Here is a 17,554-nt window from a genome sequence, read left to right as displayed (position 1 = left end):
GAGTCTTGCAGGCCAGGGAGGGGCCTCGGATACGTCTAACTCGCCCTGGCCAACGCCCAGTTGATCCCCGCTCACGCCGACGCCACCGAACCGGTCACCCACATCCCACATCCCTCACTCCACCTCGAAGGTCGCCCCCAGCCCCATTCCGGTGATCCACTCCGGAACCGGCTCGTACGCGGTCCACGCCAGCGGTGCCCGTACCGCCGCCTGCCCGATCAGCCACGTGCGGATCTCGTGCCCGCCGCTGCCCGCCTGGTCCTCCAGACCCGCGTTACCGAGGGCGGCGATCGGTTCGGACTCTCCGGTCCCCAACTGCTTGAGGAACCAGCGGTCCCACGCACTGTTGACGTGGGCGTGCGGGTCGCCGCCCATCGCCCGGACCCGGGGTTCGCGCGCGGCCGCGAAGGCCTGGGCGTCCTCGCGGCCGTGGATCACCGAGTGCCTGCGGTCCTCGGCCATCGCCGGATCGCGCGGGTCGTTGCTGGGCAGCCAGTGGGAGAGCCCGCCGCTCGCGATGACCAGCACCCGGCCGGCGGCGCCGTTGCCGCGCAGGGTGTCGCCGAGCGCCCGGCCGAAGCCGATGCAGCGCTCCATGGTCGGGAGCGGGGGAGCGGCGGTGTTGACGACGAGCGGCACCATCGGAATGTCGGTGCCGCCGCACACCATCTCGTAGCTCTGCACGAGCCCGTGGTCGACGGTCAGCGAGTAGGACAGGGACAGGTCGAAGCCCGCGTGGGTGAGCCCGTCGTAGACGGACCAGGCCAGGTCGCCGGCGACGGGCAGGGGGCCGGGCCGGCTGCCGAAGTCGCCGAATCCGACGGCGTGTTCGACGCCGATGAGGAACGGCGGCATCGCGTCGTAGAAGTTCGCGTGGAAGTGGTCGGGGCCGATGACGACGACCGCGTCGGGCGCGAGCCGTGCGACCGTCCGGGAGAGCCGGGCCGCCTCGGCGAGGAAGCGGCCGCCGGGCTGTTCGGGGCCGTCGGGCGGCAGCAGGGTGGCGAACGGGGAGTGGGACATGGCGACCAGGCCGAGGATCTCGCTCATGCCGGGTCCTTGCCGAGCAGCAGGAAGTCGCGGTGGGTGCGGAGGAATTCGGCGGGCTTCTCCCACTGCGGCCAGTGGCCCGCGTCCTTGATGACGTGCAGGCGGGCGTCGGGCAGCCAGCTCCGGAGCATCGCCGCCTCGTCGAGTCCGCCGGTCGGGTCGTGGTCGGTCCACAGGAGGAGTGTGGGGGCGGTGATCAGGCCGACCCAGGCGGGATCCCAGGCGAACTCCTTGCGCACCTCGGGGTCTTGGAGCACCAGGGTGTTCTCGATGGCGCGCAGGAAGCCGGGGCGGCCGTAGACGGCGCGGCGCAGGTTCACCAGTTCGTCGGTGACCATCGAGGTGTCGTGGAAGAGGAACTCGACGCGGCGACGCACGGTTTCGTCACTCGGGTCCCGGACGGCGGCCAGGGTGCTCTCGCGCATCCGGACCATCACCTCGGGCTTGTTGGCGATGTTCCCGGGGGTGTTGAGCACGAGCCGTTCGACACGGTCGGGGTGGTACGCCGCGGTCCACGCGGTCACCCAGCCCCCGAGTGATTCGCCGGACAGATGGGCCGAGTCGATGCCCAGCGCGTCCATGAGGCCGATGAGGTGATCGGAGAGCACGTCGATGGTGTACGGCCGGTCCGGGAGGTCGGACCAGCCGTGGCCGACCATGTCGTAGGCGGTGACACGGAAGTCGGCGGCGAGCCCGGCGATGTCCCGGGCGTAGGCCTCAAGGTGTCCGCCGGTGCCGTGCAGCAGGATCAGTTCGGGGCCGGACCCCGCGCGCAGCACCCGGGTGCGGACGCCGGCGACGTCGACGAACCTCAACTCGTGCTCTACGTCGGACAGTTCGCCCCAGATGCCGATGTGGGCGGGCAGCGGGCTCATGCCTGCTCCTCCTTGAATCGTGCGCGGGCTTCCGCGACCGTGACCAGGCCCGCGCTCTGCCGACGTCCGACGCCCAGCAGGTTCAGCAGACGGGAGTTCTCGATGGTGAGGAACTCGACCGGCTCGGTCTCCGAGTCGTTGTAGTGGCGGTGCCAGGTCCAGGGCGGGGTGTAGATGAAGTCGCCGGTGGCCCAGGGCTCGGTGTCGTCCTCCACCTCGCTGTGGCCGCGCCCGCTGATGACGAAGTGCACCGTCTCGTGATGGTGGCGCTGCATGTCCGAGCTCAGACCCGCCGGGATGGTCTGCCGGAAGAGCTCGAAGCTGGCCGTCGGCAGCTGCCCGGCGATCGCCAGCACGGTCGGGTTGTGCACCTGGTCGGCCGGCAGCGGCTGGAGCTGGTCGGCGTGCACGACGACCGGCCGCGCCGCTCCGGGCCGCACGGTGTCGTGGATCGAGCCGAGGAAATCGGCCATGGTGAAGCGAGATCCCGATTCCGCCATCAGATCGTCTCCGTCCTTCCGCCGTCGACCGTGAGCACGGTCCCGTTGATGTACGCCGCGTCGTCGGAGGCCAGGAACGCCACCGCGCCCGCGATCTCCGCCGGCCGCGCGGCCCGCCCGGCCGGAATGTGCGCGAGATCCTGCGCGTCGAGTTCGTCGAAGCCGAGGTGTGCGGCGCGTGCCCGGTTGGCCAGGATCTGGGTGCGCCGCTCAGTCGAAGTGGCGCCTGGGGCCACGCAGTTGACGGTCACTCCCTCGGCCGCGAACTCGCGGGAGAGCAGCTTGGCCGCGGCCGTGACCGCCGAGCGCAGCACCACCGACGCGGCAAGATCGGGCTGAGGCTGGCGCACCGCCGTGGACGTCACGAACACCACCCGCCCGAAACCCCGCTTCGCCATGCCCGGCATCGCCAGGCGCGCCAGCCGCAGCGGGCCGAGCAACAACAGCTCGGACGCCTCCCGCCACCGCGCGTCGTCGAGGTCGAGGATCCCGCCGGGCGGCGGACCACCGGCGTTGAGCACGAGCACGTCGAGGCCGCCGTATCGGTCGTCGATCTCCTCCATCGCCGCTACGGCCGAGGCAGGATCGGCCATGTCGCTCACCAGGGCGTGCACCTCGCGCGCCGGGCCGTCGCCCCCGGTGGCGCCGAGCTGTGCGGCCGCGGCTTCGAGGGCCTCGGCGCGCCGACCGGTGATCACCACCCGGTCGCCCGAACCCGCCAGGCGCTCGGCGACCGCGTGCCCGATACCACTCGCACCGCCGCCGACCAATGCTGTCCGCATGATGTTGGCATCCTCCTGAGTCCGCCCCATGTCCGCCGGCAGGGACAGTCGTGGCCGAGCCCCCCTTGTCCGCCGGGCGGGGACAGCCTTAGCGTGACCGGCATGACCCCCGGGGAACAAGGGATGAGTCCCACTGCGCGGGACGGCAAGGCCGAGGCATCGGGCCTTGAGCGCGCGGCGGCGATCCTCGGCGCCTTCGACGCGGCGCACCGCGAGCTGACCCTCTCCGCGCTCGTGGCCCGCTGCGGGCTGCCCCGGTCGACCACCCACCGCACCGCGGACCGGATGATCCGGCTCGGCTGGCTGGACAAACCCCAGGGCCACTACCGGATCGGCAACCGGCTGTTCGAGATCGCGAGCCTGGCGCCGATCCGGCTCGAACTGCGCGAGGCCGTGCTGCCCTACCTCCAGGACCTGCACAGCGCGACCAGGACCACCGTGCAGCTCGGTGTCCTGGAAGGGGCGCAGATCCTGGTCGTCGAGAAGATCACCGGCCACCGCCCCATGCCGATGCTCTCCCAGGTCGGTGGAATCATCCCGGCGTACTGCTCGGCGCTGGGCCGGGCCATCCTCGCCTACAGCGAGACCGCGACCATCGACGCCGTACTCGACACCGGAATGCCGGCACGCACCCCACGCACCCTGACCAGCAAGGAAGCCGTGATCCGCGAGCTGACCGCCGTCCCGGCCAGGGGCTGGGCGGTGGAGCGCGAGGAGGGCAACATCGGCGTGAGCTGCGTCGCCGCCCCGATCTTCGGCCCGTCCGGCGGGGTCGCCGCCGCCCTGTCCGTCACCGGGCCCACCGCCCTGGTCCGCGCCGACCGGGCCGGGCCCGCCGTACGGCTCGCCGCCGCGGCAGCCTCGCGGGCCTACAGCACCCGCCGCTGAAATCGTCCCAGCGGGTGGGACGTCTGATTGCGCACCGACCGCGCCGAACCCCACGCTGGGCGCAGCAGACCAGCGCCGTGGCCGGTCGGCCACGGTGGCGACCGGAAGGAGACGACGGTGACTCTAGGCGGTGGCTACATGCTGCCCTCCCGCGAAGGACACAAGATCGCGGCGATCGGGCTGGGCATCACCCTCAAGGCGGACGGTGCCGCGACACACGACGCGTACTCGCTGTTCGAGTACACGGTCCCGCCGGAGACCGACGGGCCGCCGCCCCACCTGCACACCCGTGAGGACGAGTCCTTCATCTGCCTCGCCGGACGGCTCGACGTGCACCTCGGCGGCAAGGACTTCGTCCTCGAACACGGCGACTACCTGTACCTGCCGCGCGATGTGATCCACGCCTTCCGCAACCCCTACCAGGAGGAGTCCCGCGTCATCTCCGTCGTCTCGCCGGCCGGCCTGGAGGACTACTACCAGACGCTCGCGGACATGCCGCCCGGCCCCAAGGACATCGGGCTGATGAAGAAGATCATGGCCGACTTCGGCATCGTGCTCCAACTGCCGCCCGAGGTCGCGTGACCATGAGGATCGCCATCATCGGTGCCGGAGTCGCCGGCCTGGTCACCGCGAAGGTGCTCACGCAGGCCGGACACCGGACGGACGTGTTCGACAAGACCCCGGACGTGGGCGGCGTGTGGAGCCGCACGCGCCGCTACCCGGGAGTGACCACACAGAGCCCGAAGGCGCAGTACTCCTTCTCCGACTTCCCCATGCCCGCGGACTTTCCCGAGTGGCCCGACGGCGCCCGGATCCAGTCCTACCTCGCCGACTACACCGCGCACTTCGGACTCGAACCCGTACTGCGCCTGAGCACCGAGGTGCTCTCGACCCGGCCGACCGCCGACGGTACGTGGAGCGTCGAGTACCGCGACTCCGCGGGCACACACGCCACGGAGACCTACGACCGACTCGTCGTCGCCAATGGGGTGTTCTGCGAACCGGCGGTACCGAATTTCGACGGCCTGGCGGAGTTCACCGCGGCCGGCGGCCAGGTGTGCGCGGGCACTGAGTTCCACGACGCCGAGCAGGCCCGCGACCGTAACGTCCTCGTCGTCGGCTACGGCAAGTCGGCCTGCGATGTGGCCGTGCCGATCAGCGCCGTCGCCGCCAGCACCGACGTCATCGCACGCCAGCTGCTGTGGAAGGTCCCGCGGAAGGTCGGCGGCCGGCTGAACTTCAAGCTGCTGCTGCTCACCCGGCTCGGCGAGGCGCTGTTCCGATACATCCGCCGGCGCGGCTTCGAACGCTTCCTGCACGGCCCCGGCAACGGCCTGCGCCGCCGGATGATCAACTCCATCGGCACCGTCTCGATACGCCAACTCGGTCTCAAGCGGCTCGATCTCGTGCCCCGGGGAACGATGGAGGACATCGTGCGCGGCGCCATCGGCCTCGCGACCGAGGGCTTCTTCGAGGCCGTCACCGCGGGCGACATCACCGTGCGCCGGGACCGCACCATCGAGAAGCTCCTCGTCGTGGACGGCGAGCCCTCCGCCCGCCTGTCCGACGGCACCGTGCTCCGCGCGGACCTGGTGGTCTGCGCCACCGGCTTCACCCAGGGCGTCCCGTTCCTGCCGGAGGAGGTGCGCGAGCAACTGCTCGACGAGCGGGGCAACTTCATGCTCTACCGCCAGATCCTGCCCCTCGGGATTCCCGGCCTGTACTTCAACGGCTACAACTCCTCCTTCTTCAGCCCGCTCAACGCCGAGATCGCCGCCCTGTGGATCGCCGCCGACCTCGCCGGCGCGCTGGCGACACCCGACACCGAGACCATGCGTCACGCGGTCGTCGAGCAACTGGCCTTCATGGACATCGCCACCGACACACACCACTGCCGCGGCACCAAGATCATCCCGTTCTCCATGCACAACGCAGACGAAGTACTCGGCGACCTGGATCTCAACATCAACCCGCTGATCCGCGCCGCCCATTGGCTCGGCCCGGTCGATCCGGCCGCGTACCGTCGGCTGACCCCCACGCTGCTCAAGCGACTCGCGTCGAGCGGTCCCGGAGGCCGGGACCGACCAAGCCCCCTTACCGGGCTGGGTAGTTCGGCCTCGGCTTCAGGGCGCGGGGATACGGAGCCGGAGAACCTGACGAAATCCTCGACGCAAGGCTGAGGCCGATCAGTTGAGCATCCCGATTGCTTGAACACTCGTAGGCCGCCTGCTGTTCGGGCGGCGTCGAACCCCGGCGCGAGACGAATGCGCCGGGGTTCGAGTGCGCGCCTACCGGGTCATGCGGACCCGGCGGTGCCGGTCAACCGCATGTCACGGTGATCGGCGTGTGCGCGCTCCGCGCCGGGAGCGTGACGGTCAGGGTGCGGGTCGTGCCGTCGAAGTGGTAGGCGCGGGCGGGGAGTTGGGCCCCGCCCACTCGGACGGTGCCCGGGGCGGTGACGCCGAGGAGGGAGACGGTCCACTGCCGGGTCTTGACCTGGCCGTGGAAGTTTCCGGTCGGCGGGGCGATCGTCACCGTGTGCCGGGTGCCGTTCTCCCGGTACCGGATCTTCGTGACGGCGCTGTGGCTCCGCCCGGTACCGGCGGTCCCGTCGTCCTCGTAGAGGGTGGACGTGCCGGAGGCGCCCGCGGCGACGGTGAGCGTGACCTTGGTCAGCGGGTTCTTGTCGTTGCTGGTGACGTCGCTCGTACGGGTCGGGATGACGGCGCCCGCCCGGACGAACACCGGCATGGTGTCGAGGCCGTTGGTGATGTTCTGGGTGGTGCCGCCGGCGTAGGTCTGCCCGGTGAAGTAGTCGGTCCACTGGCTGCCGGGCGGGAACCATACCGAGGTCGTCGCCGTGGTGCCGGGCGTGGTGACGGGGGCGACGAGCATGTCGGGGCCGTAGAAGTACTCGCTGCCCGAAGTGGCGTACGCCTGGGGCTCATTGGGGTACTGCAGATACATCGGGCGGGTGACCGGGACACCGGTCGTGTTCGCCTGTTGCGCGAGCGAGTAGGTGTAAGGCACCAGGTTCTCGCGGAGGTTGAGGAACTTGTCGGCGGAGGCGCGGGCCGCCGTGCCGTACTGCCAGGGCAGGCGGTCGCTGTGGTTGCTGTGCAGGCGGTCGATGGGCTGGAAGGTGCCGAGCTGGACCCAGCGGGCGTACATGTCGTCGGGGAGTTTGTGCGTGGTGTGGGTCGTGCCGTCGGCGGTGTAGGTCTCCGAACCGGTCAGGTTCGTCGTGTCGTTGTGGCCGCCGATGTCATGGCTGATCGCCGACATGCCGGTGGCGGCCGCCTCGCCGGGGGTGTAGCCGACCTCGGCCTTCAGAGTGCCCCAGGTGGAGGAGGTGTCACCGGTGAAGTGGACGGTGGTGCGCTTGTCGGCCCACGGCCCGGTGGGCAGCCCCTGCTGGCCGCTGTAACCGCCCGCCTGGAGCGAGCCGTAGGCACGGGAGACGGCGAAGCCGCGGCCGATGTTCTTGTCGGCGTCCGTGGCGTACTGCTGGTTGATCCACGCGTCGGGGGTGACACCGGGCAGCGAGGACTGGGAGGCGTCGCAGCACCAGTCGAGCCACCAGAAGTCGTTGCCCTGCTGGTCCATCGTCTGATGCAGGTCCATGTACGCCTTGAGCTGGTCCGGGTCGCCCCAGTCGAAGGTGTAGCAGTCACCGGAACCGCTGCTCGCGGACGAGGCGCAACCTCCCTTGTGCAGCTTGCCCTTGGCGGTCGCCTGGGCCTGCGCGAACTGCGGGTCGCTGCTCAGGATGCTCGGGTGGATGTTGAGCGTGTTGTGCAGTCCCTGGGAGGCGGCCCAGTCGAAGAACCCCTTCGGATCAGGGAACTTGGACTGGTCGATCTCCCAACCGCTCCAGGTGTTCGGCGACTTGAAGTCGGTGTCGGTGACCAGGACGTCGAGGGGCACGCCCTCGGCGCGGAAGGCGGGCAGGATCCTGTTCTCGTAGTCGGCGGCGGTGCGGTCGATGTACTCCGAGTACCAGACGCCGTAGGCCCATTGGGGAAGCAGTTCGGGCGGGCCGGTGAGAGTGGCCAGGTCGGTCAGGGCCTGCTGGTAGTTGTGGCCGTAGCCGAAGACATAGCCGTCCTGGTAGGGCGCGCCGCCGTGGGAGGGGCGTTGGGTGACCTGGTGGGTTCCGGTGTCGTACAGGGCGGAGGCGGTGTCGTCGAGGAGGTACCAGCCGTCCTTGTAGAGCAGGCCGGGCGTGGTGGCCGGAGCGCCGTTGTCACCGTTGACGCCGTCGAGGCTACGGCGGTAGCCGCCGAGCGCCAAGTGCGGTTGCGGGGCAGGGGAGTTGGCCGCCGTGATGGAGACCGTGTCGAGGTTGACATGGCAGCTCGCGGCGTCCGGGCAGCCGAGGGTGATGTCGTTCGCTCCGGCCTTGAGTGCGAGGGGGACGGAGGCGGTGCTCCAGGTGTCCCAGTTGCCGGTGACGGGCAGCGACAGGGTCTGCGTGGTGCCGCCGGAGGACACCGTGGCGGTGCGGGTCTGGTAAAGCCCGTCGCGGCCCGTGGCGTTGGCGTAGCGGACCTGCAACGCGTAGGTGCCGTCGGCCGGTACGCCGACGACATGGGTCAACGCGCCCGCGCCCTGGTTCAGTTCGGCGAGAAAGCCGCTGCCGGAGTACCCGGCGTGGTCGGTGGCGGTGATCGCCGTACCCGAGACACGGTCGGCCTCGGCCTCGCAGTTCACGCCGTATCCGCAACTCGTGATCGCGGTGGCGGAGGTGGGTGGGAAGCCGCTGCCCTGGTTCACCAGGGCGACGCTGTCGAGGTTGACGTCGCCGGAGTCGGCGGCGGTCCTCGTCAGCGTCAACGTGTGCTGCCCGGCGCCGAGTTGGACCGCGCTGCTCGCCAGGCCCCATGTGTCCCAGTTCGCGGTGGCCGGCAGACTCACGGTGCGGCTCGCGCCGCCATCCACCGACAGCGTGAGGGTGCGGGTGGTCGTCTGGCCGTCCCCGCCAAGGGAGTTGGCGTAGCGCGCGTCGAACGCGTACGTCCCCGCCGTGCTGACGTCGACGTCGGCCGACACGGAGTCGCCCGTTCCCTCGAAGCCCGCGAGGAATCCGGACCCGGTATACCCGGTGTGGTCCGTGGCGACGCCGGCCCCGCTGTGGGCCAGTTGCTCGGCCTCGCAGAGGGCCCCAAGGCCGCAGGTGAGCCGGTGCCACGGGGTGGCGTCGACCGCCGACCCGCCGGCCGACTGGTGCACGGAGAGGTTCTGCGCGTCGAACGGCCCGGAATTCACCTGATACTTCAGGGTGAGCGCGCTCGTGGTGATGGTCAGCCAGCCGTCGGACGTACTTGAGGTGTACGGGGGCGGCGTGAACGCGGTGCGGCCGATCGCGTTGAACGTCGCGCTGTCGGTGAACTTCCCGTCCTGCGCGTACTCCGTGCGGATCAGGGTCGGGGACAGGACCTGGAAGCGTGCGTTGCCGGAAGTCACCGACGCGGTGCGGTGGGCCGTCGCTACGTGCGCCGAGGCCTCTCCGGTACCGGTACCGGTCACGAGCATGGCGGCCAGGGTGCTGATGACGGCGAGGACTGTGACGCGTCTTCGTGGCAAGCGTGTGGTGCGTAACGCCGATCGTCTTCTCACGGACAGCTCCGTCCTGGGGTGGGGCCACTTGGGCCCGTGGTGGAGGTGTGCCGGTTCCCGTTCGCGCCTGGTGGAATCTGCCGCTGGCCGACATCGTTGTCAACCCTTGCGGCTTCCTCACCCGTCAGGCCCGGTGATCCGGTGCGGTGTGTCGGCCAGTTCGAACTCGACCTGGCCGGGGAGTCGTGGACATGCCTCAGATTCTCGACGGCGGGTCGGGCTCGTTGGCCGGGGTGCCGGTGAAGGCCCTGCGCAGCGGGTTTCCGGGCCGCACGATGTCGTGCCAGCCGCGCTCGGCGACGTCGGTCACCGCGTCGTGACGTACTGCTCGCGTACGAGTGAACGGTGAGCCGCTTCCCGTTCGTCGACGATCAGCGTGTGTGAACGTGGAGTGACGGTTTCCCGGATGGGCCCGTCATGCCACTGGACACGGCCTCCGGGTCCGTACACGATCCCGTTCATGACACCCGAGGACGCCATCGTCACCACCGCCGACCGCATCGCGGCGCTGCTCCGGGCGGTGAGCGATCCACGGGCCCCGCTACCGGGCGCCGGGTGGACGGTGGGGGAGGCGGCGGCGCACCTCGCGCTGGCAGGCAGGCTGATGGCGGGCATCGGGGCGGGTGAGGCCCGTCCGTACGGCGATGGGACGCCCGGCGGCCTCGCGGCGGCCAACAGCGCGTCCCTGGCTGACTTCCCTCAGCGGGATCCGGTGGTCCTCGGCACGGCGATCGCAGAACAGGCCCGGGCCTTCGTCGAGGCCGCGGCCGGCCGCTCTCCGCACGAGGTGGTGCAGACACCGATGGGGCCGATGGATGTGGCCACCCTGGGCTCGTACCTGCTCACGCACCTGCTCGGGCACGGCTACGACATCGCGGTCGCGCTGCGCCGACCGCACATGGTGGACCGAGACGTGGTCCCGTTCACGCTGCCCTTCATGCGACTGGCCATGCCGCGTGTCGTGAACGCCGCCGCGGCCGGCCATCATGCTTGCTATGCGGTGCGGACCGGCCGAGACCGCTTCGCCGTCACCTTCGCGGACGGCGTCCCCACGGTCAGTGACGCCCCACCCCGGCGCCCCGACTGCACGATCGCCATCGACCCCATCGCCTTCCTCCTCCTCGCCCTGGGCCGCTGGACCGCCCCCACCACCATGGCCCGCGCCAAGGTCATTGTCTGGGGTCGAAAGCCGTGGCTCGGCCTGCGTTTCCCGATGCTGTTCACGGCGCCCTAGGCGGCTGCACAACACGGCGGACTTCTGGTTCAGGGGACGACAGTCATCGGCAGTTGCGTTTGCGATGGGATGTGCGACCGAGGGTGAAGAAGGACGGGTGCGACGGGAATCGTGACGGGACCGCGACTACTTTCGCAAGCCCGCTGTTGGTTCAGCCTGACCAGTGGCTGATCTTGCACGAGGTGTGAGGTGTGAGGTGTGAGTCTGCGTCTGCCGGCTTCGCGTGCCCCGGTGCCCGCCACGACGGGCTACCGGAACACCGGGAGCGGAGGCCGGGACGCCGTGAAGACCTATGCCTTCGCCGCGAAGGTCGCGCTGGTCCGGCAAAGGGTGTTGGCGGTCCTGACGACGCCTGGCCGGTTGTCGGACGTGAGCCCGGGAACCGGCCTCTCGACTGCGTCCTCCCGCCCCATTGTGGTGTGCCCCGCGTCCCCCTACTGTTCGACTTTGCCTGAGTCTGTTTGATGCTGTTCGCCCAGTCGGTCTGGAGGCCGCAGTGCGGGGTAGTCGGAACGGTTCAGAGGTTGCGAGACCCGGTCGTCGTCGGTGGTGGAGGGCGGTCCTCGCGACGGCCGCGACCATCGCCCTGGTGGTGGGGATGACCGCGCCGGCCGCGGCGGTGCAGGACGTCGGCGAGCAGCCGCCCGCCGTCGGTCCGCAGGCGCACACCGTGACTCTCGACGGCTACTCGTTCCTCGTCGACGGCAGGCGCACCTACCTGTGGTCCGGCGAGTTCCACTACTTCCGGCTCCCGAGCCAGGACCTGTGGCGCGACATCTTCCAGAAGATGAAGGCCGCCGGCTTCAACTCCACCTCGCTGTACTTCGACTGGGGATACCACTCCCCGAAGCCGGGGGTGTACGACTTCAGCGGGGTGCGTGACGTCGACAAACTGCTCGACATGGCGCAGGAGGCCGGGCTCTACGTGATCGCCCGCCCGGCGCCGTACATCAACGCGGAGGTCGACAGCGGCGGTCTGCCCGGCTGGCTGACCACCAAGGCCGGAAACAACCGCAGCGACGACCCGCGGTTCCTGAAGTACGCGGACGAGTGGCTGACCCGGATCGACCGGATCATCGCCCGCCACCAACTGACCAACGGCACCGGGTCAGTTATCGCCTACCAGGTCGAGAACGAGTACTACGACGGCTCGGCCGCCGGCCGCTCCTACATGCGGCACCTGGAGGACAAGGCGCGCGCGGACGGCATCACGGTCCCGCTGACCGGCAACAACAACGGCACCTTCAACTCCGGTACCGGCGCCCTGGACGTCGACGGCCCGGACTCCTACCCCCAGGGCTTCGACTGCTCGAACCCCTCGAAGTGGAACGGCGTCCCCGACATCAGCTACGACCACCCGGCCGGAAAACCGCTGTACTCGCCGGAGTTCCAGGGCGGCGCCTTCGACCCCTGGGGCGGACCGGGCTATGACAAGTGCGCCCAGCTGATCAACGACCAGTTCGCCAACGTCTTCTACAAGCAGAACATCGCGGTCGGCGCGACCGCCCAGAGCTTCTACATGACCTACGGCGGCACCAACTGGGGCTGGCTGGGCATGCCCGAGAACTACACGTCGTACGACTACGGGGCCGCCATCCGCGAGAACCGCCAACTCGATCCGAAGTACGACGAGGACAAGCTCATCGGGTACTTCACGCAGTCGGTCGCCCCGCTGACCAAGACCGAGGCGATCAGGGCCACACCGCCGGACGGCTCCGCGGTCGTCGACACCGCCCGGATGAACCCCGACACCAAGACGCAGTTCCACGTCCTGAGGCATGGGAACTCCACGTCCACCGCCGTCGACAAGACCCACATCGCACTGGACTTCAACGCCCAGCCGACCGCGGACACCACCTACACCTGGGACGACCCCGACTCGGCGTTGCAGTACGCCGGTTCGTGGTCTCACGTGGCCGACACGAGCTACACCGGCGGCGACTACAAGCACACCGAGTCGTTCTCCAACAAGGTCGGCGACTCGCTCACCGTTCCCTTCGACGGCACCGCGATCCGCTGGATCGGCTCGAAGACCAACAACCACGGTAACGCCGACGTCTACCTCGACGGCACCAAGACGGCCACGGTCGACGATTCCGGCGCCGAGAGCCAGGCGGTGATCTTCCAGAAGACCGGCCTGACACCCGGCGCGCACACGCTGAAGATCGTCGTCAACGGGAACCACAGCTCGGGGTCCACGGACAACTACGTGGCCGTCGACGCCATCGACGTGCCCACGGCCGCCGCCGGCGCGGAGCCGACCTACCCGGTCGTGCCGCAGCAGCCAGGAACCGCGATCACGCTCGACGGACGCGACTCACACGTGATCGTGGCCAACTACCGCCTCGGGGAAGCGCAGTTGCAGTACTCGACCTCCGAGATCATGACCAGCGCGACCATCGGCAACCGGGACGTCGCCGTGCTCTACGGCGACGAGGACAGCGACGGCGAAACCGTCCTGCGCTACGCCACCGAGCCCACCGTGACCGCCAACGGCGGGACGGTCACGACCACTTGGGACCCGGCCACCGGGGACCTCCGCCTGAACTACACGCACAAGGGCCTGATCCGCATCAGCATCAACAGCGGCGGAAACCGCCCGCTGCTCCTGCTCGTCGGCGACAAGGACACGGCGAAGACCTTCTGGCGTCAGGACACGGCGAGCGGCCCGGTGCTCGTGCGCGGCACCCACCTGCTGCGGACGGCGACCAGCCTGCACGGCGGCCGCACCATGGCGCTCACCGGCGACAACGCCGACGACAAGAACATCGAGGTGTTCACCTCCGCCACCCAAGTCACCTGGAACGGCGGGATGTTGGGTACCCACGCCACCGACACGGGAAGCCTCACCGGGAAGATCCCGGTGGCCGCCCCGATACATCTCCCGACGCTGACCAACTGGAAGCACGCCCAGGAGTCACCCGAAGCGGGCCCCGGTTTCGACGACACCAGCTGGCAGGTGGCCGACAAGGCGACCACCAACAGCGTTTCCGGCGCCAACTCGCTGCCGGTGCTCTACGCGGACGACTACGGCTTCCACACCGGCAACACGTGGTACCGCGGCCGCTTCCGCACCACCGGCAAGGAGACCGGCATCCACCTGGTCTCGGACTCCGGCGGAGGGGCGCAGGCGTTCTCCGCGTGGCTCAACGGCACCTTCCTGGGCAGCTCCACCACAGGCAGCGGCGACTTCACCTTCCCGGCGGGTTCCGTGAAGTCCACGGGCGACAACGTCATCTCCCTGCTCACTGTCAACATGGGGCACGAGGAGGACTACAACTCCACCAACGGCAACAAGACCGCCCGCGGCTTGACCAGCGCCTCCCTCGTCGGCGCACCGCTGACCTCCGTCACCTGGCGCCTCCAGGGCGTACGGGGCGGCGAGGACATTCAGGACACGGTGCGCGGTCCGCTGTCGACGGGCGGCCTCTACGGCGAGCGGGCCGGCTGGTCCTTGCCGGGCTATCCGGACAGCGGCTGGAGTCGCGTGTCCCTCCCGACAACCGACACCACTCCCGGGGTCTCCTGGTACCGCACCGACGTCAACCTGGATCTGCCGCACGGTCAGGACACCTCGCTGGGACTGACGTTCACCGACGACCCGTCACGCGAGTACCGCGCCACGATCTTCGTGAACGGCTGGCAGGTCGGCAACTACGTCAACTACCTCGGCCCGCAGCACACCTTCCCGGTCCCCAACGGCATCCTGAACCCGAACGGCCACAACAGCGTCGCCATCGCCGTCTGGAACCTCGACGGCAGCACGGGCGGCCTCGGCAAGGTCTCGCTGACCAACTACGGCAGTTACGCCTCGTCCCTGCGCGTCGCGCAGAACGACAGCCCGCGCTACGACGCCCGGACCTACGCCATGCCGAAGCGTCCGGGAGCCGATGTCACCCTGGACGTGCCGGACACCGCCCAGCCGGGACAGGCCTTCACGGCTCGGGCGACGGTGCGGGTGCCGAAGGACCGACGGTCCGCTTCCGGACTGACGGCGTCGCTCTCCGCGCCCGACGGCTGGAGCGTGAGCGCCCCGAGCCCCACGTCGGTCCAGCGCCTGCAACCGGGCACATCGGCCACCTTCACCTGGAAGGTCGAGCCGCCGACCGGCACGCTGCCATCAGCCTCGGCACTCACCGCCACGGTGCACTACCGACAGAACGGACGGCAGGCCGTCGGCGCCGACGAGCGCATCGTCGGCGGGATCCCGCCAGCCCCACCAGCCGGAAAGAGCGACGTAAGTGACCTGTCGTTCCTCTCGTCCACCAACGGGTGGGGCCCGGTGGAACGGGACACCAGCGTCGGCGAGCAGGCGGCCGGTGACGGCCGTCCGATCACCATCGCCGGCGTCGGCTATGCCAAGGGCCTGGGCACAAACTCCGTCAGCGACGTCCAGCTCTACCTCGCCGGACAGTGCTCGCGGCTGACGGCGGACGTCGGCGTCGACGACGAGACGGGCGGTGCGGGCACGGTGACGTTCTCCGTGATCGCCGACGGCAAGACCCTGGTCACCACCCCGACGATCCACGGCAAACAGGCCGCGGTGCCGATCGACGTCGACGTCAGCGGCGCCCAGGTGATCGACCTCAAGGTCGGTGACGCGGGCGACGGCAACGGCAACGACCACGGTGACTGGGGGACACCCACGCTGACGTGTGACTGAACGAGCGTCAGGGAAGCCGATGCGTGTCCGGTGGCCGTCCTCCAGGGCGGCGCGCAGCACGGGCCACGTCGTGGTGCCCTCGCCGTGGTAAAGGAGGCCGCAGGTCACCCCGGCTGCACGGATACGCGCGGCCATCGCCCGGGCATGGGTCAGCCCAGCTGGATCCGGCTGGTCCGCCCAGGCACCACCCACACCGGCTGCTACTCCACTGACAGCATCAGATGGACCCCGCCGAGCACCGCGACCATCCCCTCCGCCACGGACACCCAGGACGTCGGCCTCTTCGGTACCGCCGCCAACCCGGGCTACCCGAGCGAGGACGAGTTCACCGACTTCACGACCAGCGGTTACTGACGGCCCGTACGCGCTGTCGAGGGAGACGTTCGTTGAAGCGTTCGTCGTTCACCCGCAGGGCTTTCACCTCGACCCCCGATGGTCACGCGGCGTCCGAACCGTCGAGGAAGTGAAGCAACACGTCGGCCTCGGCGCGGAGCCGTGCGGCTCGTTGAGCGTGCGCGGGAGCGGTCAACTGCGCCGCAGCATCCAGTCGTTCGGCGGCTTCGGCCTTCACCATCTCGACCACACTGTGCTCACTCAGCTCACGCCGAGCCACTTCGGTGGCGCCGGCACCGACCGGCGACTGCTCAAGGGCCAGGCCGCGCAGCTGGGTTTCCTCCACGGACACCGCCTCGGCGTTGTCCAGCGCGGCAAGGGTTGTGCGAAGGGCGCTCACCGCGGCCTTGTCACCCGCGCGCATCGCTTCAAGGAGCGCGCGACGCATGCGAAGACGTAGAGACATGCCGGCGACCCTACGGCGGCGCCCCATGACCCACAACGCGATATGACGGCCTGCACCACGCGTCCCTCGGTGCGACGGCTACCGGATCCACGGTCGTGAGCTTCCTCCACGACGCCCAGGCGGCTGCGGCTGCCGGGAGCCGTGCGCGGTGATGCTCGTCGGTGTCTTCGCCGCTGTCCTCGTCCTCGTCCGCGGGTCCTGATCGTCCCCCTGCCCGGCGGATGCGGACGCTGGTTCGAAGAACAGGGCAACTGGGACCGCCCCTCACGGGTCTAGCCACCGATGACACACCATCAGGTTTCGTCGTGGGGGGAAACGGCGAACCCGGCGTCCCGAAGGGGGACTTCATGCGCATGCGCCCGGCCCTCGCCGTCACTTTCCTGACGGTCACCCTGTCCGCATCGGTGCTTCCGGCCACCGCCCGGGCGACGGACAAGGCCGCTGCCGACGGCACCACGTTCTCGAACGTCGTGGTCGACGGAGGCAAGGACATCGTGCTCGGCCTGACCACCAGAAAGACCGTCACGATCACGTGGACGGCCCGGGACCCGGAGGGTGTCGCCGCGTCCTGGGCCTACCTGTGGCACGGTCCCAACACCGACGACGCCGACGGCATCCTGCCGCAGTACCCACCGACGGGAACCTGCGCGGTGTCGGTGGCCGACCCGACCACGTCCACGTGCAAGGTGAGCTTCGCCGTGGACGCCCGGCGGGACTTCGACCACAACGGCCTCTCCGGCGCGTGGAAGGTGCTCGCCGGGGCACAGGACACCAACGACGACTGGACGGAGACCGACGTCACTGGCACGGCGAACGTCAAGCGGTACGCCATGGTGACGGCCAACGCCTCGCCCGAGCCGGTGAAGAAGGGCCGGACGATCACCGTCACCGGGAAGCTGACCCGCGCGAACTGGGAGACCGGCACCTACACCGGCTACCAGGGCCGGCCGGCCCAGCTTCAGTTCCGTAAGAAGGGCAGCTCCGTCTACACCGCGCTGAAGACCGTCACCAGCGGCGCCGGCGGCACGCTGAAGACCACCACCAAGGCCAGGACCGACGGCTACTTCCGCTTCGTCTTCACCGGTACTCCCACCACCGGCCCCGCCACGGCGACAGGCGACTTCGTCGACGTCAGGTGACGAAC

Annotated in this window: 13 protein-coding genes; 7 read left to right on the top strand and 6 right to left on the bottom strand. The window is 69.6% G+C overall.

Annotated elements, in window-relative coordinates; translation table 11 throughout:
* Positions 1-114: 114 nt before the first annotated feature.
* Genes ACFWP5_RS25935 through ACFWP5_RS25920 form a run of 4 tightly spaced genes read right to left on the bottom strand, consistent with a single transcriptional unit; the run spans position 115 to position 3,207 of the window.
* Positions 115-1,050, bottom strand: a complete 936-nt coding sequence (locus ACFWP5_RS25935; RefSeq protein ID WP_384161120.1) for a 2,3-dihydroxyphenylpropionate 1,2-dioxygenase — start codon at positions 1,048-1,050, stop codon at positions 115-117.
* Positions 1,047-1,925: an alpha/beta fold hydrolase gene (locus tag ACFWP5_RS25930; protein WP_384161118.1), complete on the bottom strand. Its 879-nt coding sequence runs from the start codon at positions 1,923-1,925 to the stop codon at positions 1,047-1,049. Before ACFWP5_RS25930 ends, ACFWP5_RS25935 begins: the two co-directional genes overlap by 4 nt.
* Complete coding sequence (locus ACFWP5_RS25925; protein WP_384161115.1) at positions 1,922-2,398, bottom strand: cupin domain-containing protein; 477 nt, start codon at positions 2,396-2,398, stop codon at positions 1,922-1,924. Before ACFWP5_RS25925 ends, ACFWP5_RS25930 begins: the two co-directional genes overlap by 4 nt.
* A 26-nt stretch (positions 2,399-2,424) precedes the next feature.
* Positions 2,425-3,207 carry an SDR family oxidoreductase gene (locus ACFWP5_RS25920; protein ID WP_384161112.1) on the bottom strand — a complete coding sequence of 261 codons (783 nt, stop codon included), beginning with the start codon at positions 3,205-3,207 and terminating at the stop codon, positions 2,425-2,427.
* A 123-nt stretch (positions 3,208-3,330) separates the two neighbouring features.
* On the opposite strand from ACFWP5_RS25920, the gene ACFWP5_RS25915 reads away from it, so the two are divergent.
* The 3 genes from ACFWP5_RS25915 to ACFWP5_RS25905 all read left to right on the top strand — a co-directional run bounded on the left by ACFWP5_RS25915 (position 3,331) and on the right by ACFWP5_RS25905 (position 6,275).
* Positions 3,331-4,095, top strand: a complete 765-nt coding sequence (locus tag ACFWP5_RS25915; protein WP_384161109.1) for an IclR family transcriptional regulator — start codon at positions 3,331-3,333, stop codon at positions 4,093-4,095.
* A gap of 117 nt (positions 4,096-4,212) precedes the next feature.
* Positions 4,213-4,677 (top strand): cupin domain-containing protein, encoded by a 465-nt coding sequence (locus ACFWP5_RS25910; RefSeq protein ID WP_384161106.1) that lies wholly within the window; start codon positions 4,213-4,215, stop codon positions 4,675-4,677.
* 2 nt (positions 4,678-4,679) lie between these two features.
* Positions 4,680-6,275, top strand: a complete 1,596-nt coding sequence (locus ACFWP5_RS25905; protein WP_384161103.1) for a flavin-containing monooxygenase — start codon at positions 4,680-4,682, stop codon at positions 6,273-6,275.
* A gap of 139 nt (positions 6,276-6,414) precedes the next feature.
* On the opposite strand, the gene ACFWP5_RS25900 is transcribed toward ACFWP5_RS25905, so the two are convergent.
* The gene (locus tag ACFWP5_RS25900) at positions 6,415-9,630 is read right to left on the bottom strand and encodes a TIM-barrel domain-containing protein (protein ID WP_384161205.1); all 3,216 of its coding nucleotides are present in this window, start codon (positions 9,628-9,630) and stop codon (positions 6,415-6,417) included.
* A 544-nt stretch (positions 9,631-10,174) separates the two neighbouring features.
* Between ACFWP5_RS25900 and ACFWP5_RS25895 the strand changes: the two genes are divergently transcribed.
* From ACFWP5_RS25895 to ACFWP5_RS25885, 3 genes are all read left to right on the top strand, one after another.
* A complete protein-coding gene (locus tag ACFWP5_RS25895; protein ID WP_384161100.1) occupies positions 10,175-10,948 on the top strand; it encodes a maleylpyruvate isomerase family mycothiol-dependent enzyme in 774 nt (257 codons plus the stop codon).
* A gap of 598 nt (positions 10,949-11,546) precedes the next feature.
* Positions 11,547-15,611, top strand: a complete 4,065-nt coding sequence (locus ACFWP5_RS25890; RefSeq protein WP_384161097.1) for a beta-galactosidase — start codon at positions 11,547-11,549, stop codon at positions 15,609-15,611.
* Between the two features lie 144 nt (positions 15,612-15,755).
* Complete coding sequence (locus tag ACFWP5_RS25885) at positions 15,756-15,965, top strand: hypothetical protein (protein ID WP_384161094.1); 210 nt, start codon at positions 15,756-15,758, stop codon at positions 15,963-15,965.
* Positions 15,966-16,047: 82 nt separating this feature from the next.
* Here ACFWP5_RS25885 and ACFWP5_RS25880 read toward each other — a convergent pair whose 3' ends face one another.
* Positions 16,048-16,368 (bottom strand): hypothetical protein, encoded by a 321-nt coding sequence (locus ACFWP5_RS25880; RefSeq protein WP_384161203.1) that lies wholly within the window; start codon positions 16,366-16,368, stop codon positions 16,048-16,050.
* A gap of 389 nt (positions 16,369-16,757) precedes the next feature.
* On the opposite strand from ACFWP5_RS25880, the gene ACFWP5_RS25875 reads away from it, so the two are divergent.
* Positions 16,758-17,549 carry a hypothetical protein gene (locus tag ACFWP5_RS25875; protein ID WP_384161091.1) on the top strand — a complete coding sequence of 264 codons (792 nt, stop codon included), beginning with the start codon at positions 16,758-16,760 and terminating at the stop codon, positions 17,547-17,549.
* Positions 17,550-17,554 lie beyond the last annotated feature (5 nt).

It is taken from the genome of Streptomyces sp. NPDC058469 (genome assembly GCF_042721125.1).
In the GTDB taxonomy this organism is placed as follows: domain Bacteria; phylum Actinomycetota; class Actinomycetes; order Streptomycetales; family Streptomycetaceae; genus Streptomyces.
Note: the sequence above shows the minus strand (reverse complement) of the source record. Positions and strands in the feature narration are given on the sequence as shown.